General features: G+C 69.3%; 23 protein-coding genes and 1 other RNA gene. 13 read left to right on the top strand and 11 right to left on the bottom strand.

Annotated elements, in window-relative coordinates:
* Window positions 1-161 precede the first annotated feature (161 nt).
* On the top strand, window positions 162-1,337 hold the full coding sequence (locus ACXAFN_RS00530) for a BaiN/RdsA family NAD(P)/FAD-dependent oxidoreductase (RefSeq protein WP_474985277.1): 1,176 nt from the start codon (window positions 162-164) through the stop codon (window positions 1,335-1,337).
* A gap of 169 nt (window positions 1,338-1,506) precedes the next feature.
* On the opposite strand, the gene ACXAFN_RS00525 is transcribed toward ACXAFN_RS00530, so the two are convergent.
* From ACXAFN_RS00525 to ACXAFN_RS00500, 6 genes are all read right to left on the bottom strand, one after another.
* Window positions 1,507-2,619 (bottom strand): DUF4214 domain-containing protein, encoded by a 1,113-nt coding sequence (locus tag ACXAFN_RS00525; RefSeq protein WP_474985276.1) that lies wholly within the window; start codon window positions 2,617-2,619, stop codon window positions 1,507-1,509.
* Between the two features lie 212 nt (window positions 2,620-2,831).
* Entirely contained in the window at window positions 2,832-3,566 is a 735-nt protein-coding gene (locus ACXAFN_RS00520; protein WP_474987434.1) for a ParA family protein, read from the bottom strand.
* 150 nt (window positions 3,567-3,716) lie between these two features.
* Window positions 3,717-4,010 (bottom strand): YqjK-like family protein, encoded by a 294-nt coding sequence (locus ACXAFN_RS00515; protein WP_474985275.1) that lies wholly within the window; start codon window positions 4,008-4,010, stop codon window positions 3,717-3,719.
* Window positions 3,997-4,395: a phage holin family protein gene (locus tag ACXAFN_RS00510; RefSeq protein WP_474985273.1), complete on the bottom strand. Its 399-nt coding sequence runs from the start codon at window positions 4,393-4,395 to the stop codon at window positions 3,997-3,999. Before ACXAFN_RS00510 ends, ACXAFN_RS00515 begins: the two co-directional genes overlap by 14 nt.
* Window positions 4,395-4,763 carry an ElaB/YgaM/YqjD family protein gene (locus ACXAFN_RS00505; protein WP_474985272.1) on the bottom strand — a complete coding sequence of 123 codons (369 nt, stop codon included), beginning with the start codon at window positions 4,761-4,763 and terminating at the stop codon, window positions 4,395-4,397. The genes ACXAFN_RS00510 and ACXAFN_RS00505 overlap by 1 nt, the downstream gene beginning before the upstream one ends.
* A 75-nt stretch (window positions 4,764-4,838) precedes the next feature.
* Window positions 4,839-5,897: a phospholipase A gene (locus ACXAFN_RS00500; RefSeq protein ID WP_474985270.1), complete on the bottom strand. Its 1,059-nt coding sequence runs from the start codon at window positions 5,895-5,897 to the stop codon at window positions 4,839-4,841.
* Window positions 5,898-6,053: 156 nt separating this feature from the next.
* Here ACXAFN_RS00500 and mscK point away from each other — a divergent pair, with 156 nt between their 5' ends.
* Complete coding sequence (gene mscK, locus ACXAFN_RS00495; protein ID WP_474985268.1) at window positions 6,054-9,476, top strand: mechanosensitive channel MscK; 3,423 nt, start codon at window positions 6,054-6,056, stop codon at window positions 9,474-9,476.
* A 6-nt stretch (window positions 9,477-9,482) separates the two neighbouring features.
* Here mscK and ACXAFN_RS00490 read toward each other — a convergent pair whose 3' ends face one another.
* From ACXAFN_RS00490 to ACXAFN_RS00480, 3 genes are all read right to left on the bottom strand, one after another.
* Window positions 9,483-10,238, bottom strand: coding sequence for a TlyA family RNA methyltransferase (locus ACXAFN_RS00490; RefSeq protein WP_474985266.1), 756 nt, complete (start codon window positions 10,236-10,238; stop codon window positions 9,483-9,485).
* Window positions 10,239-10,305: 67 nt separating this feature from the next.
* Window positions 10,306-12,327, bottom strand: coding sequence for a hypothetical protein (locus tag ACXAFN_RS00485; protein WP_474985264.1), 2,022 nt, complete (start codon window positions 12,325-12,327; stop codon window positions 10,306-10,308).
* Window positions 12,328-12,373: 46 nt separating this feature from the next.
* The gene (locus ACXAFN_RS00480; RefSeq protein ID WP_474985263.1) at window positions 12,374-13,597 is read right to left on the bottom strand and encodes an ATP-grasp domain-containing protein; all 1,224 of its coding nucleotides are present in this window, start codon (window positions 13,595-13,597) and stop codon (window positions 12,374-12,376) included.
* Between the two features lie 241 nt (window positions 13,598-13,838).
* Between ACXAFN_RS00480 and ffs the strand changes: the two genes are divergently transcribed.
* The 4 genes from ffs (at window position 13,839) to cysK (ending at window position 16,904) form a co-directional block, all read left to right on the top strand.
* Window positions 13,839-13,935: signal recognition particle sRNA small type (gene ffs, locus ACXAFN_RS00475), an RNA gene on the top strand.
* Window positions 13,936-14,144: 209 nt separating this feature from the next.
* Window positions 14,145-14,867, top strand: coding sequence for a tellurite resistance TerB family protein (locus ACXAFN_RS00470; RefSeq protein ID WP_474985262.1), 723 nt, complete (start codon window positions 14,145-14,147; stop codon window positions 14,865-14,867).
* A gap of 18 nt (window positions 14,868-14,885) precedes the next feature.
* Entirely contained in the window at window positions 14,886-15,929 is a 1,044-nt protein-coding gene (locus ACXAFN_RS00465; RefSeq protein ID WP_474985260.1) for a histone deacetylase family protein, read from the top strand.
* A 3-nt stretch (window positions 15,930-15,932) separates the two neighbouring features.
* Entirely contained in the window at window positions 15,933-16,904 is a 972-nt protein-coding gene (gene cysK, locus ACXAFN_RS00460) for a cysteine synthase A (RefSeq protein WP_474985259.1), read from the top strand.
* 48 nt (window positions 16,905-16,952) lie between these two features.
* Here cysK and ACXAFN_RS00455 read toward each other — a convergent pair whose 3' ends face one another.
* Window positions 16,953-17,990: a sodium:calcium antiporter gene (locus ACXAFN_RS00455; protein ID WP_474985258.1), complete on the bottom strand. Its 1,038-nt coding sequence runs from the start codon at window positions 17,988-17,990 to the stop codon at window positions 16,953-16,955.
* 313 nt (window positions 17,991-18,303) lie between these two features.
* On the opposite strand from ACXAFN_RS00455, the gene dnaX reads away from it, so the two are divergent.
* The 6 genes from dnaX to ACXAFN_RS00425 all read left to right on the top strand — a co-directional run bounded on the left by dnaX (window position 18,304) and on the right by ACXAFN_RS00425 (window position 23,604).
* Window positions 18,304-20,409 carry a DNA polymerase III subunit gamma/tau gene (gene dnaX, locus ACXAFN_RS00450; protein ID WP_474985257.1) on the top strand — a complete coding sequence of 702 codons (2,106 nt, stop codon included), beginning with the start codon at window positions 18,304-18,306 and terminating at the stop codon, window positions 20,407-20,409.
* Window positions 20,410-20,493: 84 nt separating this feature from the next.
* Window positions 20,494-20,820: a YbaB/EbfC family nucleoid-associated protein gene (locus tag ACXAFN_RS00445; RefSeq protein ID WP_474985256.1), complete on the top strand. Its 327-nt coding sequence runs from the start codon at window positions 20,494-20,496 to the stop codon at window positions 20,818-20,820.
* Window positions 20,821-20,906: 86 nt separating this feature from the next.
* On the top strand, window positions 20,907-21,512 hold the full coding sequence (gene recR, locus ACXAFN_RS00440; RefSeq protein WP_474985255.1) for a recombination mediator RecR: 606 nt from the start codon (window positions 20,907-20,909) through the stop codon (window positions 21,510-21,512).
* 36 nt (window positions 21,513-21,548) lie between these two features.
* Window positions 21,549-22,682 carry a ribonuclease D gene (rnd, locus tag ACXAFN_RS00435; protein ID WP_474985253.1) on the top strand — a complete coding sequence of 378 codons (1,134 nt, stop codon included), beginning with the start codon at window positions 21,549-21,551 and terminating at the stop codon, window positions 22,680-22,682.
* Window positions 22,679-22,981 (top strand): YcgL domain-containing protein, encoded by a 303-nt coding sequence (locus ACXAFN_RS00430; RefSeq protein ID WP_474985252.1) that lies wholly within the window; start codon window positions 22,679-22,681, stop codon window positions 22,979-22,981. The genes rnd and ACXAFN_RS00430 overlap by 4 nt, the downstream gene beginning before the upstream one ends.
* Window positions 22,982-23,157: 176 nt before the next feature.
* Window positions 23,158-23,604, top strand: a complete 447-nt coding sequence (locus ACXAFN_RS00425) for a YcgN family cysteine cluster protein (RefSeq protein WP_474985251.1) — start codon at window positions 23,158-23,160, stop codon at window positions 23,602-23,604.
* A gap of 71 nt (window positions 23,605-23,675) precedes the next feature.
* Here ACXAFN_RS00425 and ACXAFN_RS00420 read toward each other — a convergent pair whose 3' ends face one another.
* Window positions 23,676-25,787 (bottom strand): S9 family peptidase, encoded by a 2,112-nt coding sequence (locus tag ACXAFN_RS00420; RefSeq protein ID WP_474985249.1) that lies wholly within the window; start codon window positions 25,785-25,787, stop codon window positions 23,676-23,678.
* A gap of 72 nt (window positions 25,788-25,859) precedes the next feature.
* Here ACXAFN_RS00420 and ACXAFN_RS00415 point away from each other — a divergent pair, with 72 nt between their 5' ends.
* Window positions 25,860-26,297, top strand: coding sequence for a hypothetical protein (locus tag ACXAFN_RS00415; RefSeq protein WP_474985247.1), 438 nt, complete (start codon window positions 25,860-25,862; stop codon window positions 26,295-26,297).
* Window positions 26,298-26,303 lie beyond the last annotated feature (6 nt).

The raw sequence follows: 26,303 nt of genomic DNA, 5'->3' as shown, positions 1-26,303 counted from the left end.
GGGGTTGCACATTGTTTTCGCAACTCGTTGCCCTTGTCGCAACGCCTCGTCGTCGATGCTGCAACCGCGGGGGATAGACGCGGCCGGCTTTGCTAACATGGCGCCCTTTTCCGGCCGGCGCGATGCGTGGCTCCGGCACATCCCCCGCAAGAGAGGTAGGCATGACATACGACGTGGTCGTCATCGGCGCAGGCGCCGCCGGACTGATGTGCGCGCTGACCGCCGGCTATGCCGGGCGCTCGGTGCTGGTGATCGATCACGCCAACAAGCCGGGCAAGAAGATCCTGATGTCCGGGGGCGGGCGCTGCAACTTCACCAACCTGGCGGCCACGCCGGCCAACTTCTTCTCGGGCAACCCGTCGTTCTGCATCTCGGCGCTCAAGCGCTATCGGCCGGAGCACTTCGTCGAACTGGTCGAGCGCCACGGCCTCGAGTACGTGGAGAAGGCGCCGGGCCAGCTGTTCTGCGCCGAATCGGCCAAGGACCTGCTGGCGGTGCTGCTCACCGAGTGCGACTGGGCGGGCGTCGAGCTGCGCATGAAGACGGTCGTCGAGCGCCTCGAGCGCCGTGGGGAGGGCATGCGGGTCGAGACCTCGGAAGGGCGCATCGACGCCGGGGCGGTGGTGATCGCCACCGGGGGGCTGTCGGTGCCCACCATGGGGGCGACCGGCTTCGGCTATGACGTCGCGCGCCAGTTCGGCCTCGAGGTGACCGACACCCGGGCCGCCCTGGTCCCCTTTACCCTGACCTCGGCCTGGAAGGAACGGGCGGCGGCGCTCTCCGGCGTGTCCACCGAGGTGGTGGCGCGCTGCCGGGACGGCGAGTACCGGGAGCCGATGCTGTTCACCCACCGCGGCCTGTCGGGGCCGGCGATGCTGCAGGTGTCCAGCCACTGGTGGCCGGGTGACGAGCTCGCCATCGACCTGCTGCCCGGCGAATCGGCCTTCGAGGCCCTGGCGGCGGCCCGCCGGGAGACGCCCAAGCGTCGCCTGGCCACCTGGCTCGGCGAGCGGTTGCCGCGCCGCCTGGCCCAGTCGCTGGTCGAGTGGCATGGCGGCGATGGTCCGCTGGCCGAGCGCTCCAATGCCGAACTCGCGGCCTGGGCCGCGCATCTCAACGACTGGCGGCTCAAGCCCGCCGGCACCGAAGGCTGGCGCACCGCCGAGGTGACGATGGGCGGCGTGGACACCCGGGGCCTGTCGTCGAAGACTTTCGAGGTCAACGGCTTGCCCCAGCTGCGCTTCATCGGCGAGGTGCTGGACGTGACCGGTGAGCTCGGTGGCTACAACTTCCAATGGGCCTGGGCCAGCGGTGTGGCCTGCGGGCAGTCGGTGTAGCGGGGGGCCGTCGTACTCGCCATCGGCGCTCGAGCCGCCGGGTTACCGACGCCTCGATTCCAGTATTCGGGCACGTCAGGGGGCCCTTCAGTCGTCGGCTGAAGGGCCCTTGACGATGCATCGTTATCGGAATGTTTCGGTCGGCACGCAGAAGAAGCGCCCGGAACCTTCAGGCCATGACGCTGCCATCCAGCAGGATGCCCCCTTCGAACTGACCCACCAAGGCGGCCTGGTGTTCGTCGCTTTCCGAGAAGCTTGCGAGGACGTCGCCTCGGTCAGCGCCTTGCTCGAGCTGGTCGAGATAGTAGGCCCTTCCGTCGTCGTCGGCCATGCGGTCCAGGACGTTCTGGTAGAGAAAATCGACGTATTCATCGTCGTTCATGCCGCTGACACTGCCGAAGCTGTCCATGAACTCGTCCGAGTTCAAGAAGCTGTTGGCGATCTCGCCCAGGCTGTCCCCGGCATCCAACTGGTTGGTGTAGAAGCTGAGGCCAGGCAGGTCCCCCTCTCGATCGAGTGCTGCATCATAGAGGCGCGATGCCTGGCCGGCGCTTCCTCCCGCGTCGAAGGCCACGACATCATTCGAGACCGAGATGCGGCCATCTTCCAGGTCGGCCATAGCCTGCGAAGCACTGACACGTTCGATTTCGCCCACGGCGATCGGCAAGACTGCCTTATAGCCCGCGGTACCGTCGGCCTGGCCATCCGTCCCGGCACCCTGAGAGCCATCCAGGGAAAGGCCATGCAGCACGATTTCGCGCTGGTCGAGGTTCTCCGCGGTCAGGGCCATCTCGAGACTGGCCCCCATGCCATCTGCGTTGTCGGCGCCGGCATCCAGTTCACTCAGATCGTATGAGGCGGTTTGTACGAAAAAGGTGCCATCAGGCGTCGGGAAGTCTTCGATGGCACCGCCAGCGGGGTCGGTCAATGATAACTGGATGGGGCCATAAAGTTCGGCGCCCTCGGAGAGTTCGACGATCCCGTCGCCATCGGCATCCTGGTCCAGCGTCGGCGATTGGGCGGTCTGTAGGCTGCCGTCATCAGCGATGTCGAAGCCGTGGATGTGCTGCGGGTGCACCATCCCGGCTTCCACCCCAAGGCCGGTGGTCACGACGGTCAGTGTGTTGGTCTCGGAGTCGAGAGCCAGGAACGCACCCCCTGAGACACCGCTGCTGTTGAGCGCTGTGTAGTCGACCTTGTAGAACGCATCGGCATTTACCAGTGCGTTGTAGGAGTCACTTGCCGAGCCTAGTCGATCCTGGGACAGAGCATTATGAGCCATGATCCATTACTCCTCTTTGAGACGTACATCACATTCAGCGTCACGGCCGGGTTCGCAAATCGCTTTATTGCGCGATGACGCATCCGGCAAGTGCAGATACGTCCGTCAAGCCAATATGGATTCAGGTTCTTTCGCTTTTTGTGACGCCATCCGGACGCGAGGTTGCGGCCGGGAGAGGCGCTGCTTGTGGCTCATGCACGGCGCCTGAGCCGTCAGCTCAGGCGTTGGTCGAGCTCCCGCCACAGCGTCGCATAGGCCCTGGCCGCGGCGCTGCGCGGGGCGAAGTCGCGCACCGGAGCGCGCTCGAGGCCCATGCGTTCGACCACGCTGGCCGAGGGGATGGCCGTCGACAGCCGCAGCGGCCATTGCTCCTGCAGGCCGGCCATCACCTCGCGGTGCAGGGTGCGCCGCCGGTCGGCGAGGGTGACGAAGGGCCAGCGCGGACAGGCGATGTCGCGGTCGTCCAGGAAGCCCTCGAGCTGCTCCAGGGTGCGCAGCGAAAGTACGGTCGGCACGACTGGCACCAGTAGGGCATCGACGCTGGAGAAGATGTTTTCCGAGAGGTGGGAGAGGCTCGGGGGGCAGTCGAGGATGACCAGGTCGTAGTCGCTGCGTACCGGCTTGAGGATCTGTCGCAGATGGCTGTGACCTCGCTTGGCGAGCAGGGCGTCCATCTCCCGGGAGGCCAGGGCCGCCGGCAGCAGGTCGAGCCCTTCGACCCGGGTGGCGCGGATTACCTTGTCGAAGGAGGCCTTGCCCTTGACCAGCTTGCCCACGCCGCCGCGCAGTCGCGGTTTGACGCGCAGGTAGAAGCTGGTGGCCGCCTGGGGGTCCAGGTCCCAGAGCAGCACGCGATATCCCGCCCGCGCGGCTTCCGCCGCCAGGTTCACCGCCGAGGCGGTCTTGCCGACGCCGCCCTTGATGCTGTAGAGCGCCAGCATGCGCATGGGATGCGTGTCCTGTCGTGGAATTGTCATGAAGTCGACACGGGAGCATAACAGGCTCGCCATCTCGGGATGTTACGGCGAGATGATGGTGGCCGCCCTGCGACGATCGGACGCCCCGGGAGGCGGCGATGAGCGGGGCTCAGGGCAGGGTCAGGGCAGAGGTAGTACGCGGCGCAACTGCTGCAGTCGCCGCGCGGTGATCCAGGCAAACAGCCCGCGCTTCGCGATGCGCTTGGCGGCGGCGGGATGGCGCAGAGACCACCAGAGCAGCAGGGCGCTGCCAGCGAGCGCCGGCAGTCGATAGCGCTGCATGGCCTGCCAGCCGGCCTCTAGCGGGCGAGCCGCGGACTGCCAGCGCTGCGCCTCCACCAGCAGGTCGAGTCGCTGCTGCTCGATGGCGGCCTCGAGGGCCGCCTTGCGTGCCCGTCGCTCAGTCCTGCGCATCGCGGTGGGTCTCCAACAGCTCGCGGTCCAGCGCCAGATGCTTGAGGGTATCGACCAGCAGGGTGCGCCGTCTGGCCAGGTGGAGCACCCAGCCCGCGAGCCCCAGGCCGCTGAACAGCAGCACGCCGGCGCTGACGCCGATGGCGGTCAGCCGGTGGCTGTCCCAGAAGGCGACGATGACCAGGGCGGTCAGGGTCCCCAGCCCCAGAAGCAGCAGCAACAGGCTGATCCCGGCCAGCATCAGCAGGGTGACCAGACGGGCACGCTCCTCCTCGAGCTCCAGCACGGCGAGACGCAGTCGCGTCTCGCCGGTGGCGAGCAGGCTGCCCAGCAGGCGCTTGCCGGCGCCGAACAGTCGCTGAGCCGGTCCCTGGCTCTGGGCCATCAGCGCCGCCCGATCAGCATGCCGACCACCACGCCCACGGCGGCGCCGATGCCGATGCTGGTCCAGGGGTTCTCGTGGACATAGCGGTCGCAGGCGTCGGCCTGGTGGGTCACGGAGTCGCGAGCGTCATGGTAGGCACGTTCGCCGCGGGCCTCGAGGCGGGCGCGGGTCTCGTTGAGACGCTTCTCCGCCCGCTCTCTCAGTTCCTTGATGTTGTGGCGGGAATCGTCCGCGGTGGCGTTCACCAGCTCCTCGATGGTGTGCGAGAGATGGCGCAGGTCTTCCTTGAGCTGGCGGGTGCTTTCACGGGTATGGGACCGGTGTTCGGTCCCGCTGTTGTCCTGGTTATGGGGCGCTTGGTCGGTCATCGGGTCATCCTCTGACGGTACATGACAGCCCCAGCATAGCAGCCGCTCTCGCTCACCGTAATGGCCCGGGGCGGGTCATTGCTCGAAGCTGCCGGTGGAGAACAGCGGGTTGAGGCTGAAGCCCACGCTCAGGCGCTGCACGCTGCGGTTGTAGTCGATCAGGCTGTCGCCGTAGCCGTGGTAGTACTGGAGGTGCCCCCGAACCTTGCCGAACAGCGGCCAGGAGTAGTCGAGCTGGGCGCCCATGTGGCCGCGGTCCGGGTTGCCGCGCCACAGCAGGCTGGCCTCGTGGTCGTCGAACAGCCGGCGTGCCACCGTGACGTCGCCGTAACCCAGGTACTCGTGGATGTCGGGATTGTCGTCCTCGCCCTCGGCTTCCGGGAGTCGCCAGTAGGGTGCCAGCGAGACGGCCCAGTCGTCGTTGATGAAGGTGCTGGTCAGGATCAGCCGGTTCCAGCTGCGCGACAGGTCGCCGGAGCGTCCGTTGGACTGGTGATTGATGGCGATGCGATTGTTGATGTTGGTCCAGCCGGCCAAGGTCCAGTCGTTGTCGAAGTCGATGAACGCCTCGGGCTCGTAGTTGGTCTCGCGGAAGGGCGATGAGGCGTCGGCGTTGTAGGCCTGCCACCAGCTACGCTGGGTATAGCCGAAATAGAGATCGCCGTGGCCCAGAATCAGCTCCTCGGCGAGCTGGAACTTGGCGCTGAACTGGAACTTCACTTCCAGGCGGTCGGGATTGGCCTTCTCGTCGATCTCACGGAAGCCGCTCTCGTTGGGGCTGGTGGTATAGCTGAGCGGCAGCAGGTAGTTGCGGTGGTGAGTGGTGATGGCGAAGGGGTTGGCGGCCGACTCCTCCTCGAGCAGGCGTCGCTCGGCGACCGACGCCTCGAGTTCCGGCTTGGCCTGCGAGGCATCGGTATCGGCCTCGGGCGTCTCGGCCGCGACGGCCGGCTGACGGGCCAGGCGCGCGCGCAGCTCGCCGATCTCGGACTGGAGCGAGTCGATACGATCGCGAATGGCCTGTCGCTCGGCATCGCCGAGCGGTTCGTCGGTCTGGGCATGGGCCGTCCCCTGGCTGGCCAGGGCGGCGGCCAGCGCAAGCGCCGACAGTCGGGGCAATGAGCATGAAGCCATGGTGCTGCGGCTACCTTGTCGAGGTTGATAGGTCGTTCTATCACGCCCGTCGGGCAAGTCAACGGGCCTGGCCGAGTGGCGTGGCGATTGCCTTGTCGGCTCGGGCGGTCGAGAATCCGGGACACGGCCCATGGTAACGCTCTCGACGAGGTGCCCTTGATCGCTTTTCCACGCCCCTGGCGGCTCGCCCGCTTTCACATTCTTTGCCTCGTGCTGCTGGCGCTGGTCCTGGTGCCGCTGGCCGTGCCGGCCGCCGAACTGCCCGAGCGTGCCGCGCTGGAGGAACGGCTCGCCTCCCTGCAGCCCGCCGAGGGAAAGACGGCCGACGAGGCCACCCAGGCCGACATCGAGGCGCTGGAGTCGGCCCTGGCGGGGCTCGAGTCGCTGGACGAGGTCGAGACCCGGCTGAACGAGCTGGAGGAGCGTGCCGAGCGCGTGCCCCAGGAGCTGGGCGAGACCAGCCGGGCCTTGGCGGCCGCCCGACAGGCCCAGGATCCGGTGCCGGGAGACGAGGAGCTCGAGGCGCTGGAACTCGACACCCTGGAGACGCGCCGCGAGTCGGCGAGCGACGACCTGGAGGAGGCGCAGGATCGTCTCGCCGAGGTGGAAACCCGCCTGTTGGGCACCCAGACCCTGCCCGAGCGGGCCCAGCAGGGGATCGGGGAGGCGACCGCGGCGATGGACGAGCATCGACGCGCCCTGGAGGAGCTGGCGGCCCGGGAAGCGGCGGATGGCGATCCCCAGCGCCTGCGCCACCTCATCGCTCGCCGGCTCGCCGAGCGTCGCCTTGCCCTGCATCAGCGCGAACTGGCCACCAACTCGCGCTTTCGGGAGCTGGCCCAGCAGCGACGCGATCTGCTTCGCCTCCGGGTGGAACGCCTCGAGGCACGGGTCAGGGCCCTGCAGGGCGCCCTCGAGCGTCGCCGTCGCGAGCAGTCGGAGGAGGCCATCGCCCAGGCGGTTCGCGACGAGCCGGAGGGCGTGGCTCGTCATCCGCTGATCCTGGAGGCCCAGCAGCTCAATCGCGAGATGAGCCTCGAGCTGCTGCGCGCCACCAGCCGGGCCAACGACCTGGCCCGCCAGGGGCAGGAAGCGCGTCGACGCCTCGATCGCGTGCGCCAGATGCAGCGCGGCCTCTCCGAGCACATCGAGGCGATTCGCGGCAGTCCGCTGCTGTCGCGCATCCTGCGCGAGCAGCGCCAGGCCCTGCCGCAGGTCGAGACCGGCGGCGGCCTCAAGGAGGAGATCGCCGACCTGCGCCTCAAGCAGTTCGACCTCGACCGCCAGCGCGAACGCCTGCAGGACGCCGAATCGCTGGCCCGCCAGCGCCTCCAGGAGGCCGACGCGGATGCCTCCGCGGCCGTCCGCGACTCCCTGACCCAGTTGCTGCAGGCGCGCCGCGAACTGCTCGATCGGCTGGAGCCGACCTACGGTGAGGTGCTGACCGCCGCCATCGAGCTGCAGCTCAACCAGCAGCAGCTGCTCGAGACCAGTCGCGACCTGCGTGCGGCCATCGACGAGCAGTTGTTCTGGGTCGCCAATGCCCGGCCCCTGGATCTGACCTGGCTGCTGCGGCTGCCGGGCCACCTGCAGGCCGAGTGGCGGGAGGGCGAGTGGCGCCAGGCCCTGCCGACCCGGTGGCGCTGGCCCGATGCCGGGGCCCTGCTGGGGGTGCCGGTCCTGCTGCTGGCCGGCCTGTTGCTGGGGCTGCGCCGGCCGCTGTCTCGACGGCTCGAGCGGCTGCACGGCGAGATCGGCCACCTGCGCCAGGACAGCCAGGGGCACACCCCGCTGGCGGTGGCGCTGGAGGCCTTGCTGGCCCTGCCGGGGCCGCTGTGCCTGGTGGCGCTGTCCCTGGCCCTGACCCAGGGCGGTGCCGGTATCGCCGCGAGCATCGGCTGGGCGTTGGCGCACCTCGCCCTGGCCTGGGCGGTGCTGGCCTGGTCGAGGGGCCTGCTGGTCCCCGACGGGGTGGCCATCCGCCATTTCCACTGGTCGACCGGTTACGTGGTGGAGCTGCGGCGGTGGTTGCTGTGGCTCGGGGTGGCCCTGGTGCCGGTGCTCTTCGTGGGCACCCTGGCGCGGGAGGCGGCCATCGACCTGACCCAGCGCCCGGTGGCCCTGCTACTACTGCTGGCGGGGCTGGCGGGCATGAGCCTGGCGCTGGCCAAGCTGATCCTGGCCCATGTGCCCTTCTTCGGCCTCAAGCTGTTCCGCCTGCTGGTGGGTCTGGCGATGGCGGTGGTGCCTCTGGTGCTGGGCGGCCTGGTGGTCTATGGCTTCGCCTACACGGCGCTCAGCCTGGTGGCGCGCTTCGTCATCACCCTCTACCTGCTGGGCGTGTGGATCCTGGTCGAAGCGGCCGTGGTGCGGGGGCTGGCGGTGGCGGCGCGGCGGCTGGCCTATCGCCGGGCCCTGGCGCGGCGCCGCGCCCTCGCCGAGGAGACCGACAACGGCGAACACGAGCACGGGGTCGAGGTGGTCGAGGAGCCGCCGCTGGACATGCAGCAGGTCAACCAGCAGTCGCTGCGGCTGTCCAAGCTGATCCTGATGCTGGCCTTCCTGGTGGTGCTCTACCTGGTGTGGGCCGACCTGCTGGCGGTGTTCGGCTATCTCGACCAGGTGATGGTGTTCGGTGGCGAGGGCCAGCAGGGCACCGATCTGGTGGGGGCCTCGATCTCGGTGGCCGACCTCTTCGTGGCGCTGCTGGTGGTGGCATTGACCCTGATCATGGCGCGCAACCTCCCGGGCCTGCTCGAGGTGATGGTGCTGTCGCGCCTCGAGCTCAAGCAGGGCAGCGCCTATGCCATCAGTTCACTGCTCTCCTATACCATCGTCGGCACCGGCGTGGTCTGGGCGCTCGGCACCCTCGGGGTGTCCTGGAGCAAGCTGCAGTGGCTGGTGGCGGCGCTGGGCGTGGGGCTGGGCTTCGGCCTGCAGGAGATCTTCGCCAACTTCATCTCCGGGCTGATCATCCTGTTCGAGCGCCCGGTGCGCATCGGCGACACCATCACGCTCGGTAACCTGACCGGCACGGTCAATCGCATCCGCATCCGTGCCACCACGGTGACCGACTTCGACCGCAAGGAAATCATCATTCCCAACAAGACCTTCGTCACCGATCAGCTGATCAACTGGTCGCTGTCGGACAACATCACCCGGGTGATCCTGACCTATGGCGTGGCCTACGGCAGCGATCATCGGCTGGTGCAGCGGCTGCTCTACCGGGTCGCCGAGGAGAACGAGCGGGTACTGGTCGACCCCGAGCCCCAGGTGTTCTTCATGCGTTACGGCGCCAATAGCCTGGAGTTCGAGCTGCGCATCTTCGTCAACAGCCTGGGGGATCGGCTGTTCGCCACCGACGAGATCAACGGGCGGGTCGGCGAGCTGTTCGCCGAGCACGGGCTGGAAGTGGCCTTCAACCAGCTGGATGTCTGGCTGCGCGACCGCAACGGGAACGAGGCCAGGGTCGTCGGTCGCCGCGACGGGGAGACGCCGTCGCATCCGCCGCCGGGGGCCGGCGGCGACCCCGGCGACCTGGATGCAGGCGACGGCGGTGGGGGTGACGCCGGGCGCTGAGCCCGTTCAGCCCAGGCGGGCGTAGAGCAGGAACTCGCGATTGCCGTCGCCGCCGCGGATCGGGCTTTCCTGCCAGTGGCGGATCGCGAAGCCATGGGCGGCGCAGGCCTCGCGCAGGCGGGCTTCCACCTGGGCGTAGCGCGCGGGCTCGGTGACCAGCCCCCGGGCGTTGACGCCCTCGGGGCCGACCTCGAACTGTGGCTTGACCAGCGACACCAGTTCGCCGCCGGCGGGCAATAACGCGGCCAGCTCCGGCAGGATCAGCGTCTGCGAGATGAAGGACACGTCCATGACCGCCAGCGTCGCCGGATGGTCGGCCAGCGCCGCGGCGAGCCGCGGATCGCCGCGCATGGCGCGGGCGTTCAGTCCTTCCAGGCAGGTGATGCGCGCCTCGTCGCGCAGTTCGGGGGCGAGCTGGTCGTGGCCGACCTCCACGCCGATCACGTGTGCCGCGCCATGGCGCAGCGCGCAGTCGCTGAAGCCGCCGGTGGACTGGCCCACGTCGAGGACCGTGACGCCCTCGAGCGGCAGCGACAGGGCGTCGAGCACCGCCTCCAGCTTGAGCCCGGCGCGGGACACGTAGCGCTCCTCCGGGTCGTCCTCCACCAGCAGGCGGGCCGTGTCGGGGAGTTTCTCGCCGGGCTTGGTCAGCACCCGGCCGTCGTCGGCCAGGCGCACCCGGCCGTGGCGGATCAGGCGCTGGGCGCGAGTGCGCGAGCGGGCCAGTCCCTGGTGGAGCAGCAGCTGGTCGAGGCGTGGCATGGGGCGTTCCGACGGTAGCAGCGACATGGACCCGCCATTATGCCACAGCGGGTCGCTCGGCCGTCGTTCAGGCGCCGGGGTCGGCCTGCAGGCCACCCGGCGGCAGGCGTTCGCCCCCCCAGCTGCGCTGCAGGTAGCCGATCACCCGGTCCAGCTCGGCCTGCTCCACCTGGGCCAGCTCGCCGCGTTCCAGGGGGTCGTGGTGGAAGATGTAGAGCCGGGAGGCGAACTGCTCGAAGGGCAGCGAGGCCTCGCCGAAGCGCTCCCCGCGCCCGGCGGTGCTGACCCGCACCCCGTCGCCCCAGTCCTGGCCGCTGTCGTTGTTGGGGTTGTAGAAGTAGACCCGCATCTCCTCGGCGGGGTCGAGGCTGACCCGCAGCAGGGTGATGGCATGCCAGCCGATGAAGCGGGCGGCGCTGTCGGTGACGGCGATGCCCGCCGGCTGGGGATGGATCAACGGCTGGTTGCCGTTGTAGTAGGGGTGGTAGCTGGCGTAGAAGTGGCGCAGGAAGGCGTCCAGGTCGACGATCCGGCCGCTGGCCACGTCGACGTTGATGCGAAAGCCGCGCCCCGACCACCAGCCGTGGAACTCCGGGTTCACCCAGCGGTGGGGGTCGCCCTCGCGACCGATGCAGCGTCGGCCCATCTCGCCGTAGATGCGGTCAAGGTGGGGCACCACGATCAGCGATACCGGGTCCAGGTCCATGGGCAGTTCGGTGGCCACGCCGCCGGTGCTGGCCATCGAGGACAACGGCATGCCTTCGAAGTGCATGATGATCTCGTCGTCGCGGGCCGCCCAGGCCACCATCTGCAGCAGGTAGTCCGGGTCGTTGTAGGCCCACATCGACAGCGCCCGGGCGGACTGGCAGGTCGGGTTGTTGCCCTGGCCCACGCCCAGCGGCAGGCCCAGCATGCACAGCACGCCCTCGAGCAGCCGGGCCCGCGGCGACACCGAATCGCCGAAGGCCAGGTTGAGCCGCGCCTCGGACCAGGCGGAGAGCGTGAGCCCGAGCTGGCGCCACATGGCCGGTGCCACCGGCGGCTGGTAGAGGATGCCGCGCTCGAGCATCAGCGCCAGGCCGTAGACGGCCTGGGGCGTGGCGGGGTAGACGCCGCCGCGGATCAGCGCATGGACCAGCTCGCGGTAGCACAGCAGGCAGTCTCGACCGGTGGACGACAGCCCCAGGGCCTCGCTGATCAGCTGGTCGCCGTGCTCGGTGAGGTGGCGCAGCAGCACCGGGTGATAGGGCGACACCAGGCCGGTATCGTGCATCGCCCGGGCGAATCCGGTGGCCTCGGCTTGCAGGGCGGGGGTGTCCATGCCGGCCAGGCGCTCCCGATAGACGTCGACGCCCGGGTCCTCGCGGCTGGCATGGGTGGGGCCGAACAGCGAGCTGACCAAGCGGTCGGCGCCCTGGCCGCTGGCGCCCAGGTCGATCGCCGGGTCGGCCTGGGAGACGGCGATCTGGGTGATCATCTGCTTCACCGGCTCGACCTGGATCGGGCGCTGCTGCAGGATCCGCCAGATCTCCGCGATCAGCTTGTCGATGATGTGTTCGTAGCCGATACGCCGGGCCAGGTGCGCGAAGAGGTGCCGGGGCAGGGCGGCCAGGCGCCCCTGAGACTCGCGCTCGGCCTCGCTGGGCGCGCCGAACAGCAGCCACAGGTTCAGGGCGATCACCTGGGTCAGGTAATGGTGCGCCTGTTCCGCCGAGACCTGGGCATGGCGATACTCGCCCTTGGCCACCGCCAGCAGTCGCAGTTCGCTGAGTGCCTCGATCACGACGGTGTTGGCGTCCGGGCTCTTCAGTGCCTGGGTGGTCAGCGAGGGCACCAGGAACTGGGGGGTGGCCCAGTCCGAGCCCTCGAAGACGCCGGCCGTTTCCAGGCTCTCGGCCCGGGCCTCCATCGCCGCGGCGCCACCCTCCAGCAGCAACACCCGTCGGGCCGTGTCGAGCACCCGTGGCAGCTTGCCCGGCTTGGCGAAGGCCTTGGCGCCGGCCAGAAGGCCGACGGCTTCGTCCAGTCTGGCCAGCAGGCCCGTGAGCCTGTCGTCGCTGGCTCCGGCTTGGTCGGGTTGCGTGGTCACGCCGACTCCTCGTCGTCAGGTTGTCATGACCGACATGACGCCCCCTTCAGACATAGAAATCAAGTTCTTCCAGGTTCTTGAGCAGGTCGCGCATGCGATGGGGGTCGTCGCCCTTGAAGTACACCAGGCCCCAGTGAGTGCCGAAGGCGGTGCGCTTGGTGACGGTTTCCTGCAAGGGGGGCGTCAGCTCGTGGGACTCGAAATAGGGGTCGTCCTCGATCTGCTCGGGAATCTCCAGTCGGCTGACCACCCGCAGGCGCGGATAGACCCCGAAGCAGCCGGCGTAGCCGTCGGCGTCGACCACCTCCCTGGGGAAGAAGTTCTTGACCTCCTCGGCGGTGGACTTGGGATCGAACACCAGCATGCTGGCCTGGTAGGCGTTGATGCCGTAGACCCGCTCGAGCAGCTCGAAGACCTTGAACCCCGGGGGGCGGTAGGCGACCTCGCCGAAGTACATCTCGCCGTCGCTGGTGACGAAGTACTCGGGGTGGATCAGGCCGAACTCGATGTCGAAGGCCTTGATCAGCTTCTCGATCTGGGCGGTGATCTGGGCCCGATATTTCTCGAGCTCCGGCGAGGCGGGCACGAATACCGAGTAGCCGAGGGTGACGTACTCGGAGATGTTGAGAAAGGCGATCTTGCCATTGTGGATCCAGGCTTCCACGGCGAATTCCCAGCCGTCCAGGTGCGATTCCATCAGCACCGGGAATTCTTCCTCGGGAATGGTATCCACCTCGTCGGGGGTGCGGATCACCCGATGGCCCAGGCAGCCCGCCTTGTCGAAGGCCTTGAGGTGAATCGGGTCGTTGGGGTCGCCGTCGAGTTTCAGCAGCGTCTGGTTGACGCGCTTGAGGAAGCGGATGACGTCGTCTCTGTCGTGAGCCTCCTCGAAGATGCCGACCCGGATCCCGCCGAGCTGGGCGCGACGCTTCATCAAGGCCTTGTCGCGCAGCAGCAGCGACTGGCCGTAGAGCCGCGGGCTGTCGAGGAGCACCGAGTTGATGGCGCCCGCCCACTCCACGGTTTCTTCGAACAGCGGGATGGCCACGTTGACGCCCATCTCCTTGAGCGTTTCGGCGATCTCCATGGAGCGGTCGTTGAGGCGCTCGAAGTTCCAGGACACATAAGGAATATCGTGCTGCTGGCAGTATTCCTCCGCCCAGTCCGGTGCCACCACCACATAGCGCCGGTCGAAGTTCTCGGCGGCCTCGACGGCGTTCAGGCTCCAGCCCAGTAGAGCGATATAACCCTTGTTCGGATCCTTCTTCATGGCGTGCCTCCAGAGTCGGCATGAGAAAAAGGCCCGTCGGCGCCTCGACGCCACGAGCGTATACATGCCTACCACCATAGCAGCTGGGTGCGTTGTTCTTGCCGGCTGTCGTCAACGCCCGGCGCGCTCGGCAATCCATCCTTGCCGAGCGGAGGGCCACTTGATATAGTGCGCGGCGTTCGACAAGTGATTGATCACACGTCGACTTCGGCATTCCAAGCAGTGCCCGCTGTGGTGGCCTCGTCGGTCCTCTCGCAACGCTAAACCGCAAACCCCGCCAGGCCCGGAAGGGAGCAACGGTAGTGGTGGACGCGTGTGCCGGGATGTGGCTGTCGGGGCCGCCTCCATTTCAGCCCTTGTCTCAAGGGGCGTCCTTTCCTCTTCAGCCGCCCGCTGCGCCCATTCCCCGGGGCATCGCTTTTCCCGTATCGACGCGCTTGCAGCCCACTATCGGCCGCGTCATAGTCGTGCCCGAGGCATCGGGGGCGATCGCGCCGTGTCCGCCCGATGCCGTTCCCACACGGTGTTACCCGGCGAGGAGGCGGCAATGAATGCCCAACGGATTCTCTCCCAGTTGATGCAGCAGGCCGGCGCGGGTCGCCGCGGCGGTGTCGATGTCCAGGGGCTGATGGATGGCCTGTCGTCCAGGTTGTCCGGCGGCGAGGCGTCCGGCCAGGCATCGTCGCGTTCCGGCGGTGGGCTCAACAGTGCCCTCGGCGGCGGCGCGCTCGGCCTGCTGCTCGGCTCCAAGCGAGGCCGCAAGCTGGGCGGCAAGGCGCTCAAGTACGGTGCCATCGCCGGCGTCGGGATGCTGGCCTGGAAGGCCTGGCAGGGCTCCCGTGGCGGCGCCTCGGGGGAGGCGGCCGCGGAGGGCGCGCCCCTCGAGGACCTGCAGGGCGAGGCCGGCGAGCAACGCAGCCTGGCCCTGCTGCAGGCGATCATCCTGGCGGCCCGGGCCGATGGCCACATCGACGAGCGCGAGCGGGCGCTGATCACCGAGCAGATCGACGCCATCGGCGCCGACGACGAACTGCATGCCTGGGTGGAGCGCCAGCTGTCGGCGCCCCTGGATGCCCTGGCCCTGGCCCGGCAGGCCGATTCGCCCCAGGCGGCCCGGGAGATGTACCTGACCAGCGTGGCGGTGATCGACGAGGAGAACCCCATGGAACGCGCCTGGCTCGATCAGCTCGCCTCCGGGCTGGGCCTGGACGAGACCGTGAAGCGCTCCCTCGAGCACGAGGCCGGGGCGGCCGGCGAGCCCGAGGCATGACAAGGAACCCCTGATTCGATGTTGACCTTTCACAGTGACGAGACCGGGCGTCGCCGCGCCCGCACCGAGCTCGACGAGGGCCGGCTGGTGACGCCCTACGAATGCCCCGAGCGGGTCGCGCTGGTGCTCGAGCGGATCCGCGAGGTGGGCCTCGGCGAGGTGCGCGCCCCCGAGGTCTTCGGGCTCGAGCCGGTACTGGCCGTGCACGACCGCGGCTACGTGGACTTCATCGCCCGCTGCTGGGACGACTGGTGCGCCGCCGGCCATGGCGGCGAGGCCATTCCCTCCATCTGGCCGACCCGCACCATGCGCGACGACATCATCCCCGAGCACATCGACGGGCGGCTCGGCTACTATGCGCTGGCCGCCGAGACCTCCATCTGCGAGGGCACCTTCGAGGCCGCCATGGCCAGCAAGGACATCGCGCTGTCCGCCGTGCGCCACACGCTGGCCAGCGGCGACCCCTGCTTCGGGCTGTGCCGGCCGCCGGGCCACCATGCCGCCACCGACCAGTTCGGCGGCTACTGCTTCTTCAACAATGCCGCCATCGCCGCCCAGCACGCCCTGGACAGCGGCGTGGCCCGAGTGGCGGTGCTGGACGTCGACTTCCACCACGGCAACGGCACCCAGCAGATCTTCTACGAACGCGACGATGTGCTGTTCGCCTCGCTGCACGGCGATCCGCGCAGCTGTTTCCCCTACTTCCTGGGTCACGCCGACGAGATCGGCCGCGGGCGAGGGGAGGGCTTCACCCTCAATTACCCGATGGCCCCGGGTACGGCCTTCGACGCCTGGTCCCGAGCGCTCGACGACGCCCTGGCGCGCATTCGCGACGCCGGCTGCGAGCTGCTGGTGGTCTCGCTGGGCGTCGATGCCTTCGAACACGATCCCATCAGCGCCTTCAAGCTGACCAGCGACGATTTCACCGAGCTCGGCCGGCGCCTGGCCGGCCTGGGGCTACCCACGACCTTCCTGCTCGAGGGCGGCTATGCGGTGAAGGAGATCGGCATCAATGCCGTCAACGTGCTGTCCGGCTTCGAGGCCGCCATTCACAAGGAGTGATCCATGGCACGCATCCACGACGACAATTCCCGCTCGATCGGCAACACCCCGCTGGTCCGGCTCAACCGGGTCAGCGAGGGGGCGACGATCTGGGCCAAGATCGAGGGCCGCAACCCGGCCTACTCGGTCAAGTGCCGCATCGGCGCGGCGATGATCTGGGACGCTGAAGAGCGCGGCGTGCTCAAGCCCGGCATGAGCATCGTCGAGCCCACCAGCGGCAACACCGGCATCGCCCTGGCTTTCGTCGCCGCGGCCCGCGGCTATCCGCTGCTGCTGACCATGCCGGCCTCGATGAGCCTCGAGCGGCGCAAGGTGCTCAAGGCGCTGGGCGCCGAGCTGGTGCTGACCGAGCCGGCCAAGGGCATGGCCGGGGCCATCGCCAAGGCCAGGGAGCTGGCCGACGCCGAGCCGGACAAGTACTTCCTGCCCCAGCAGTTCGACAACCCGGCCAACCCGCGCATCCACGAGACCACCACCGGCCCGGAGATCTGGCGCGATACCGACGGCGAGGTGGATGTCTTCGTCGCCGGGGTGGGCACCGGCGGTACCCTGACCGGGGTCTCGCGCTACATCAAGGAGACCCAGGGCAAGGCGATCACCAGCGTGGCCGTGGAGCCGGTCGACTCGCCGGTGATCAGCCAGACTCGGGACGGCCAGGCCCCGACGCCCGCCCCGCACAAGATCCAGGGCATCGGCGCCGGCTTCGTGCCGACCAACCTCGACATGTCGCTGGTCGACCGGGTCGAGACCGTCGGCAACGACGAGGCGATGGAGATGGCGCACCGGCTGATGCAGGAGGAGGGGATCCTGTGCGGCATCTCCTGCGGCGCCGCCGTGGTCGCCGCGGTGCGCGTCGCCCGCGACCCGGCGCATCAGGGCAAGAACATCGTCGTGGTGCTGCCGGACAGCGCCGAGCGCTACCTCTCCTCGGCGCTGTTCGCCGGCCGTTTCGGCGAGCTGGAAACCGAGCAGTAAGCCTCGTTCCGGCGGCCCCCGGCCGCCGGCACTGCCCCTGTTGCGCTGCTATCCCTGTGGCGGGGGCAGGCTGGGCACCCAGTCCACCACCCCGAACGTCTCTCCCCCGATCCACGCCAGGAAGCCCACGTAGAGCGCCAGCAGGGCCACGCATTCGCGTCGGGTCAGCACCATGCCGGTGCGCATCATCAGGAACAGCGCCACCGTGGCGGCGGTGAGCACCGCCATCATCGGTGCGGCGATGGAAAAGTTGATCATCGCGGTGCCGGCGATCAGCACCCCGGCCGGAATGCACACCAGCAGGTCGAAGGTATTGCTGCCCAGCACGTTGGCGATGCTGGTCACCCCGCGTCCCCGGCGGGCGGCGCGGATCGACACGAAGGCATCGGGAATCGAGGTGCCGGCCGCCACCACGGTGATGCCCCACAGGAAACTCGGGGTGTCGAAGATCTCGCCGAAGTGGATCGCCGCCTGCACCAGCCCCTCCACGCCGATCACGATCACCGCCAGCGACAGCGCCAGTCGGCCCCACTCGCGGCCGGGGCGGACGTCGCCGGCGTCGACCTCGCCCTCGTGGTCGAGAGTGTCCTGGTACTGCACGAACAGATAGAGGCCGTAGAGCGCCACCGGCATCAGCGCCAGGCCGCGGGTCAGCTCGCCGCTGATCGCGTTCCCGGGGCCGTCCGCCGGGTGATAGATGGCGGCGAAGGCGAAGGTCAGCGTGAGCACCGCCACCGCGATCATGTAGAACTGGGCCTCCTTGTAGACCAGGTCGCGATTGGCGGTCAGCGGCCGACGACTGGCCAGGCCCGACAGCGCGGGAATCACCAGGATATTGAACAGCGCCGAGCCGACGATGGCCGCCACGCCCAGCTCGAACTCGCCGTGCACCAGGGTCGAGATCACCGTGGTGGAAAGCTCCGGAAAGCTCGAGCCCACGGCCACCACGATGGCGCCCTGCACGATGTCCGGCAGTCGGTAGTAGGCCGCGAGGCGCTCGCTGCTGCGCTCGAGCAGGCCGCTGCCGCGCCAGATGACGGCGGTGGCGATCACGGCCACGAGGCTCCAGATCAGGATGGGGGGCATGGCGGTCGTCCCTTCCGTGAATGACGTGCACAGCCTACCAGCCCCTGCGGCCTCGTCCGATGCGGGGACGAGGCTGGCGGCGCCTCTCGGATGACGCGCCCTGCGCCGGGGCGAACCGGTGCGCATCGAGGCTATCGCCGCCGGCTCCTCGCCGACAGGCGCGACAGCGGCCGGCGGGGCCACGCTTTGCGCCCGGGCCGCCACCCGGTAGAATGTGGCCATCTCTTTCCAGCCCGTCGGTGGGCGAGCCCGGTACCGGCGGGGCTTTCGTGTTCGGCTGCCAGCCAGCCCAGCCGCAAGGATTCCGAGCTGCATGAGCTATCAGGTTCTGGCCCGCAAGTGGCGGCCGCGTACCTTCCATGAACTGGTCGGCCAGGAGCATGTCCAGCGCGCCCTGGTCAACGCCCTGGACCAGGGCCGGCTGCACCACGCCTACCTGTTCACCGGCACCCGAGGGGTCGGCAAGACCACCCTGGCGCGGATACTGGCCAAGTGCCTGAACTGCACCGCGGCGGGGCACGGCGACGAGGGCGTGACCTCCACCCCCTGCGGCCAGTGCCCGAGCTGCGAGGCCATCGACCAGGGGCGCTTCGTCGACCTGATCGAGGTCGACGCCGCCTCGCGCACCAAGGTCGAGGACACCCGCGAGCTGCTCGACAACGTGCAGTACGCGCCGACCCAGGGACGCTACAAGGTGTACCTCATCGACGAGGTGCACATGCTCTCCACCAGCAGTTTCAATGCGCTGCTCAAGACCCTGGAAGAGCCGCCGCCCCACGTGAAGTTCCTGCTGGCCACCACCGACCCGCAGAAGCTGCCGCCCACGGTGCTGTCGCGCTGCCTGCAGTTCACCCTCAAGCACATGCCGCCGGAACGCATCGTCGGCCATCTCTCCCAGGTGCTCGAGGCAGAGGACGTCTCCTTCGAGGAGAGTGCGCTGTGGCTGCTGGGCAAGGCCGCCGAGGGCTCGATGCGCGACGCCATGAGCCTGACCGACCAGGCCATCGCCTTCGGCCAGGGCGCGGTGCGCCACGCCGACGTGGCGGCCATGCTCGGCACCCTCGATCACCGCCATGTGCTGGCGCTGCTCGAGGCGCTGGCCGAGGTCGACGCCGCCCGGGTGCTGGCCGAGGTCGCCGCCCTGGCCGAGCAGGGGCCGGATTTCGCCGGCGTGCTCGACGACGTCACCGGCGTGCTGCATCGCCTGGCCGTCGCCCAGATGGTGCCCGAGGCCCTGGACAACGGCCACGGCGACCGCGAGACGCTGCTGGCGCTGGCCGCGCGCTTCACCGCCGAGGACATCCAGCTCTACTATCAGGTCGGCATCCAGGGCCGCGGCGACATGGCCCATGCGCCGGACCTGCGCACCGCGCTCGAGATGACCCTGCTGCGCATGCTGGCCTTCCGGCCCCAGGGCGTGCCCAGGCCGGCCCAGACGCCGCTGCCGATGCGCGGCGACGGCGGCGCGCCCGCGGCCGGAGGCGGTGGCGGGCAGCCGGGTGGCGATGATCAAGCCGCCGGCGCCGCTACGGCGCCGAGTGGTACCGCCGCCGCCGCGCCTGACGCTTCTGCGCCGCGGCCCATGGCCGAATCCGCACCCGCTTCCGACGCGCCGGCCCCTCGGCCCGACGTCGCGCCCGAGCCGGCGCCTGAACCGGCCTCCGCGCCGGTCGACGCTGCCGAGCCGTCCGAGCCGTCCGAGCCGGCCGAGCCGGCCGGTCAGCCGCAGCCGGTGCCCGAGCCGCCGCCCTGGATCGAGGACGCACCCGCTCAGGAGATGCCTGTTCAGGACGCCCCCGTTCAGGACATGCCGGTACAGGACATGCCGGTACAGGACGTGCCCGCTCCGGCGGCGCCGATGCCGGAACCGTCGTCTGAACCCGCGGTATCCGAGTGCGCAGCGCCCGAGCCACGGCCCGAACCGGCTCCTGAGCCCGCGCCTGCGCCTGCGCCCGAACCGCAGTCCGCATCCGCCGAGGCGCCGGCCTCCGCCTCGCTGGCAGAGGCCGGCTCGGGCGAGCTGACCCACGCTACCTGGCTGGCGCGCTTCGATTCCCTGGGGCTCTCGGGCCTGACGCGCAACCTGGCCGCCCATTGCGTGGTCGAAGCCGACGACGGCGTGGCGTTGACGCTGCGTCTCGATCCGTCCCAGGCGGCCATGCAGGCCGAGGTCCACGTCGAGCGGATCCGCCAGGCGCTGGCCGGCGCCGGCATCGAACGTCGCCTGACTGTGGCCGACGGGCCGCTGCCCGCGGGGGTCGAGACCCCCAAGCAGCGCGCCGACCGCCTGGCCGCCGAGCGCCATGCCGAGGCGGTGGCCTCACTGCAGGCCGACCCCCAGGTGCAGAAGATCCAGCAGGCCTTCGGCGCCAGGCTGATCGAGACCACGGTGAAGCCCGCCGAGGCGGGTCGCCACTGACCGCCGAGTCGACGCGCACGGCTCTCAAACACAGAAGGGGCGCCGAGTCGGCCCCGCGGAACATCCAATCGAGAGGACGAGACCATGATGAAGGGTGGAATGGGCAACCTGATGAAGCAGGCCCAGGAGATGCAGGAGAAGATGCAGCAGGCCCAGGAGGAGGTCGCCAAGGCCGAGGTCCATGGCGAAGCCGGGGCCGGCATGATCAAGATCACCATGAACGGCCGTCACGACGTGCTCAAGGTCGACATCGATCCGAGCGTCATGGAAGAGGACAAGGAGCTGCTCGAGGATCTGCTGGCCGCCGCGGTCAACGATGCCGTGCGCAAGGTCGAGGCCAACTCCAAGCAGCTGATGGAAGATGCCACCTCCGGGATGAATCTGCCGCCCGGGTTCAAGATGCCCTTCTAAGGCATCCCGCCCCGAGATCGACGAGGGATGGGCGTCCGCGGGGCGCTCATCCCACCGCCTGACGAGACTGGATTCCTGGACGACCCATGAGCTTTTCTCCCCTGGTCGAACGGCTGATGGAGGCCTTCCGGGTGCTGCCCGGCGTCGGCCCCAAGACCGCCCAGCGCATGGCCATGCACCTGCTCGAACGCGATCGTGACGGCGGTCGACGGCTGGTGGAGTCGCTCGGCCTGGCCCTCGAGGCGGTGGGCTATTGCCGACGCTGCCGCACCCTCACCGAGGAGGAGCTGTGCGGCATCTGTGCCAGTCCCCGTCGCGACGACGGCGTGCTGTGCGTGGTGGAATCGCCCGCCGACCAGCTCGCCATCGAGGAGGCCGGCGGCTATCGGGGCCGCTATTTCGTGCTGCACGGCCATCTCTCGCCGCTGGATGGCATCGGGCCCGAGGATATCGGCCTCGACCTGCTGGACGCCCGGGTCGCCGAGGGCGGCATCGAGGAGGTGATCCTGGCCACCAACCCCACCGTCGAGGGCGAGGCCACGGCCCACTATATCGCCGCCCAGCTCGCCCCGCAGGGCGTCAAGCTCTCGCGCCTGGCCTATGGCGTGCCGATGGGCGGCGAGCTCGAATACGTCGACGGCGGCACCCTGAGCCGCGCCTTCAACGGCCGGTTGCCCTTCCAGGGCGAGTGACCGTCGTCTCACCTTCCTGCCATGTCGGATGACCGCATGTCCCTGACTCCCGAGATCCGCTGGATCGACACTCCCGAGGCCCTGGATGCCGCCTGCGCCGAGGTGGCCGGGGCCGATGTCCTGGCCCTGGACACCGAATTCTTTCGCGAGCGCACCTTTCATCCGGTGCCGGCGCTGATCCAGTTCTGTGCTGGCGGGCCGGCCTTCCTGGTCGATCCGCTGGAGGTCGCCTGCACCGAGCGCTTCCGCCGCCTGCTCTCCGAGGGGCCGCTCAAGCTGCTCCATGCCTCCAGCGAGGACCTGGAGGTGTTCGCCCACTGGGCCGGCGTGCCGGTGGCGCCGTTGGTGGATACCCAGATCGCCCAGTCGCTGCTCGGCGAGGTGCCGGCCATGGGCTACCAGAAGCTGGTCGAGCACTGGGTGGGCGAGACCCTGCCCAAGGACGAGACGCGCTCGAACTGGCTGGAACGCCCGCTCTCCGAGGCCCAGAAGACCTACGCAGCGCTGGACGTGGTCTACCTGCTCGACGTCTGGTCCGGCCAGCACGAATCCCTGGAGCGCCACGGGCGCCTGGCCTGGCTGGAAGAGGACTGTGCGGTCCTGGTGGACCAGGCCACCCGCAGCGACGACGCCGACGGCCAGTGGTACCTGCGACAGCGCAACCTGTGGCGACTGGGTCCTCGGCAGATCGAGGCCTACCGGCGGCTGACCATCTGGCGCGAGGGCGAGGTGCGTCGCCGGGACCTGCCGCGCGGCTGGCTGGTCAGCGACAAGCTGCTGTTCGCCATCGCCGAGCGGCTGCCCGAGAATCGCTTCGAGCTGGCCTCGGTGGAGGGCATCAAGCCGCCGCTGGTCAAGCGCGAGGGCGATATCCTGCTGGCGCTGGTCAAGGAGGCGCGCCATCTTGAGGAGAGCGAGCTGGCGCCGGCGCCGCTGTCGCCGCTGTCGCCGGCCTTCAAGCGCTGCCTGAAGGCCATGAAGAAGGTCGTGGGCGGCGAGGCCGAATCCCTGGGCGTGGCGCCGGAGGTGCTGATGCGTCGCCGTGACCTGGAGGCCCTGGCCAGCGCCAAGCTGCGCGGCCGGCCGTTGCCGTTGCCCGTCGGCTGGCGCGGCGAGCGCCTGGCCGCGAGCCTGGAGCGCACCCTGAACGAGGTGGGAGAGCCCGCATGACGACCCTGAACGGCAAGCTGTTGTGCGAGGTGTTCAAGAGCCCGCGCAAGGACGAGATGTACCTCTACGTGGACAAGCGCCGCGGCCTCGAGGGCGTGCCCGAGGCGCTGCTCGAGCGCTTCGGGCGGCCGGTCTCGGCGATGACCCTGATCCTCACCCCCGGCAAGCGGCTGGCCCGGGCCAGCGGCGCCGAGGTGATGGCCGCCATCGCGGAGAAGGGCTTCTACCTGCAGTTGCCCCCGGCCAGGGAGGAGTATCTGCTGGATCTTTACCGGACGCCTACGGAAGCAAAATATTAGGCTGCGGGCTGCGGGCTGCGGGCTGCGGGCTGCGGGCTGCGGGCTGCGGGCTGCGGGCTGCGGGCTGCGGGCTGCGGGCTGCGGGCTGCGGGTCGGCAGGCTTGCGATGAATCGCTCGTTGCCCGGGGCTCGCTGCTCGCGGCTTGTTTGCCACTAACCGATCGACGACGGTGACGATGAGAGAACGTTTCTGGGAGCGCTTCCCGCTGGAAGAGCTGACCAATGAGGAGTGGGAGGCGCTGTGCGACGGCTGCGGCCAGTGCTGCCTGCTCAAGTTCCTGGACGAGGAGGGCGACCTGGCGGTGCTCAACGTGGCCTGCGAGCTGCTGGACATCCAGGGGTGTCGCTGCGGCGACTATGCCCACCGCTTCGAGCGGGTGCCGGACTGTCAGCAGCTGACCGTCGACCGCATCGAGCAGTTCCGCTGGCTGCCCAGGTCATGCGCCTATCGGCGCCTGGCCGAGGGGCGCAAGCTGGCCGGCTGGCACCCGCTGATCTCCGGCGATCCCGAGCGGGTCCATCGCAAGGGCATCAGCGTGCGCAGCTTCGCCGTGTCCCAGGCCGAGGTCCCAGAGGAAGACCTCGAGGACCATATCATCGCCATCCTGCCGATCGACGGTTAGGTCGCCCGATAGGGGGCGAAGACAAAGAGAGGCGGCCAAGCGGCCGCCTCTTGCGTTTTTGTGCCGCTCGCTTAGGCTTCCCGCGCTTCCAGCCCCAGCGCCCACAGGATGAAGGCATCCTGGCGGGCGTTGTCGTGCCAGCCTTTGAAGCGCCCCGAGGCACCGCCGTGGCCGGCCTCCAGGTCGGTCCGCAGCAGCGTGGGATGCTCGCTGGCGTCGACGCCGCCGGCCTCGGCCAGCTCGGTGAGGCGCGCATACAGCTTGGCCGGTTCCCAGTAGGGCACCCGGGTGTCGTGCCAGCTGCCCTGGAGGAACACCGGCGGCCAGGGACGCTCGGGCAGGTTGTCCAGCGGCGAGTAGTCGCGGATGCGGCGCCGCGCGGCGGGCTCGCGGGGATCGCCCCACTCGCTGTACTCGGCGGTGGTCAGCGGCAGGTCGGGGTTCTCCATGGTGCGCAGCACGTCGACGAAGGGCACGTCGAGCACCGCGGCACGGAAGCGATCCGGTGCCAGGTTGAGGCTGGTGCCGACCAGCAACCCGCCGGCGCTGGCGCCGTAGGCGACCAGTCGCTCGCCGTCACTGAAGCCCTGCTCGACCAGGGCATCGCGGGCGGCCAGGAAATCCCGAAAGCTGTTGGCCTTGTGCTCGAGCTTGCCGGCCAGGTACCAGGGCTCGCCGCGGTCGCCGCCGCCGCGCACGTGGGCGACCGCGAAGGCCGCGCCCCGCGCCAGCAGTTCGAGGCGGGCCACCGAGAACCAGGGATCGAGCACCTCGCCGTAGGCGCCGTAGCCGTAGAGCAGGGTGGGCAGCGGATGGCCGCTGAGGTCGGCCCGCATCACCACCGAGACCGGCACGCGCTCGCCGTCGTGGGAGGTCGCCCACAGCCGCTCGCAGGTCAGTTGCTCGGGGCGCAGGTCGCCGTGTACCGGCTGTTGCTTGAGGAGGCGGCGCTCGCCGCTGTCCAGGTCCAGTTCGGTCCAGGTCACCGGCAGGGTGAAGGACTCCTCGCGCAGCCGCAGCCGGCGCTCGTCGAAGTGCGGGGCGTCGCCGAGGGACAGGCTGCAGGGCGTCTCGGGCAGCGTCAGTCGCTCATCGCGGCCGACAGCATGGCGCGCGTCGAGCTCGATCACCCTCAGGTGCACCTGGGCCTGGTGATGGTCGCGCTCGGTGGCCACCAGGCCCCAGGCGAAGGCGTCCACGCCCTCGAGGGTGGTGTCCTGGCGATGCGCGAGCAGTCGCTGCGGTGGCGCCTCGGGGTCGGCCTCGTCGACGCGGTCGAGGCAGAAGTGGGGCGCCTCGCGGTTGTGCAGCACGTAGAAGTGCCCGGGGCGGTGGTCAATGGCATACTCCACGCCGTGCTCCCGGGGGCGGAAGCGCCGCGGCGGGGTCGCCGGGGCCGCGGCCGGAACCAGGTGGACCTCGCTGGTGTCCTTGGAGGCGGTTTCCAGCAACAGCCACTGGCGGGAGCGGGTCTTGCCGAGCCCCAGCCAGAATTCCGGGTCGTCCTCGCGCAGCATCAGCGACGGCTCATCCGCCGTGGGTGTCGCGCCGAGGACGAGCGGCAGTCGCCAGATGCTGTCGGGGCGCTGGGTGGCGTCGTAGCGGGTGAACAGCAGGGTGGTGCCATCCTCGGCCCAGCACAGCTCGGGACCGATGGCCTCGAGCAGGGCCAGCGGTTCGCCGTCGGGCAGGCGCTTGAGCCAAAGGGTAAAGGTCTCGTCCCCTCGGGTGTCCTCGCTCCAGGCCAGCCAGGCCTCGTCCGGCGACAGGGCCATGTCGCCGACCTCGAAGAAAGCGTGGTCGGCGGCCCTGGCCTCCAGGTCGAAGAAGGGCTCGCCTCGCCTGGGCTCGTCGTTGGGGTGGCGCCACCACACCGGGTGGTCGGCGTCCACCGCGGTCTCGCTCCATACCGTGTAGTGGTCGAGTGCCGTGGGAAGGCCGTGCACGGCCAGTTCCCGGCGTGCCAGATGGCCGTGGTAGAGCCGCTCGGTCAGGTCGTCGAGGGGTGTGAACCAGGCCCGTGACTGGGCGTTGGCGGCCTCGAGGAAGGCCGTTACCTGCGGGTCGTCGCGGTGTTCCAGCCAGTGCCAGTCGGGATCGTCGGGGCGCTGGAAGTCGGCGACGGGAGAGGGAGTGGCGCCGGCCGTTGGTTGGCCGGAATCACGTGGCGGCTGTGCTTTCATGGTGCGGGATGTACCATACTCGGAGTGAATTCAACAGGGTGCGTCTTTCGACGCCGCAATGACGAGGTACCGATGCTGCTTTCGGATTCGATGTCTCTACTATGGCTGAGCTATGCCGTGCTGTCGCTGGTGGTGCTCGGCACCGGTTACCTGGGCCTGGCCTTCCTGCCGCGGCTGCCGCGGCTGGTGATCACCTGGGCCGTGGCCGGCGTGATGTGGGTCCCGGCCAGTTTCCAGCTGCCGCTGATGGAAGAGGGGCAAGTCTACAACGGACTGGCCCCGGCCGTGGTGGTCAGCGGGTTGGCCTTCCTCGAGGGAGATGCCGGCACCCTGCTGCCGGCGCTGCTGCTGGTGGCGGTGGCCGCCGGGCTGGGCGCCCTGGTCGGGTTGCTGTGGTGGCGTCGTGGCCGCCGCCGGGCGCTGGCCGCCGCGGCGGGCAACGACGATGATCGTGCGGGGGAACGCCGCCAGGAGGGCGGGGCGGAGCGCCAGGAGCCGGTCATCGGCTAAGGAGTC

The organism is Halomonas sp. ABH4_019 (assembly GCF_056159885.1).
The sequence above is the reverse complement of the archived record's forward strand: the minus strand, read 5'-3'. Positions and strand labels throughout refer to the sequence as shown.

Coding starts and splice junctions, on each gene's coding strand:
- ACXAFN_RS00480 (WP_474985263.1), bottom strand. CDS start 13,597: ATGAAGAAGGATCCGAACAAGGGTTATATCGCTCTACTGGGCTGGAGC.
- ACXAFN_RS00530 (WP_474985277.1), top strand. CDS start 162: ATGACATACGACGTGGTCGTCATCGGCGCAGGCGCCGCCGGACTGATG.
- ACXAFN_RS00425 (WP_474985251.1), top strand. CDS start 23,158: ATGAGAGAACGTTTCTGGGAGCGCTTCCCGCTGGAAGAGCTGACCAAT.
- ACXAFN_RS00500 (WP_474985270.1), bottom strand. CDS start 5,897: ATGGCTTCATGCTCATTGCCCCGACTGTCGGCGCTTGCGCTGGCCGCC.
- ACXAFN_RS00505 (WP_474985272.1), bottom strand. CDS start 4,763: ATGACCGACCAAGCGCCCCATAACCAGGACAACAGCGGGACCGAACAC.
- ACXAFN_RS00515 (WP_474985275.1), bottom strand. CDS start 4,010: ATGCGCAGGACTGAGCGACGGGCACGCAAGGCGGCCCTCGAGGCCGCC.
- recR (WP_474985255.1), top strand. CDS start 20,907: ATGAGCTTTTCTCCCCTGGTCGAACGGCTGATGGAGGCCTTCCGGGTG.
- ACXAFN_RS00455 (WP_474985258.1), bottom strand. CDS start 17,990: ATGCCCCCCATCCTGATCTGGAGCCTCGTGGCCGTGATCGCCACCGCC.
- cysK (WP_474985259.1), top strand. CDS start 15,933: ATGGCACGCATCCACGACGACAATTCCCGCTCGATCGGCAACACCCCG.
- ACXAFN_RS00510 (WP_474985273.1), bottom strand. CDS start 4,395: ATGGCCCAGAGCCAGGGACCGGCTCAGCGACTGTTCGGCGCCGGCAAG.
- ACXAFN_RS00525 (WP_474985276.1), bottom strand. CDS start 2,619: ATGGCTCATAATGCTCTGTCCCAGGATCGACTAGGCTCGGCAAGTGAC.
- ACXAFN_RS00520 (WP_474987434.1), bottom strand. CDS start 3,566: ATGCGCATGCTGGCGCTCTACAGCATCAAGGGCGGCGTCGGCAAGACC.
- ACXAFN_RS00415 (WP_474985247.1), top strand. CDS start 25,860: ATGCTGCTTTCGGATTCGATGTCTCTACTATGGCTGAGCTATGCCGTG.
- ACXAFN_RS00420 (WP_474985249.1), bottom strand. CDS start 25,787: ATGAAAGCACAGCCGCCACGTGATTCCGGCCAACCAACGGCCGGCGCC.
- ACXAFN_RS00490 (WP_474985266.1), bottom strand. CDS start 10,238: ATGCCACGCCTCGACCAGCTGCTGCTCCACCAGGGACTGGCCCGCTCG.
- rnd (WP_474985253.1), top strand. CDS start 21,549: ATGTCCCTGACTCCCGAGATCCGCTGGATCGACACTCCCGAGGCCCTG.
- ACXAFN_RS00465 (WP_474985260.1), top strand. CDS start 14,886: ATGTTGACCTTTCACAGTGACGAGACCGGGCGTCGCCGCGCCCGCACC.
- ACXAFN_RS00470 (WP_474985262.1), top strand. CDS start 14,145: ATGAATGCCCAACGGATTCTCTCCCAGTTGATGCAGCAGGCCGGCGCG.
- ACXAFN_RS00445 (WP_474985256.1), top strand. CDS start 20,494: ATGATGAAGGGTGGAATGGGCAACCTGATGAAGCAGGCCCAGGAGATG.
- ACXAFN_RS00430 (WP_474985252.1), top strand. CDS start 22,679: ATGACGACCCTGAACGGCAAGCTGTTGTGCGAGGTGTTCAAGAGCCCG.
- dnaX (WP_474985257.1), top strand. CDS start 18,304: ATGAGCTATCAGGTTCTGGCCCGCAAGTGGCGGCCGCGTACCTTCCAT.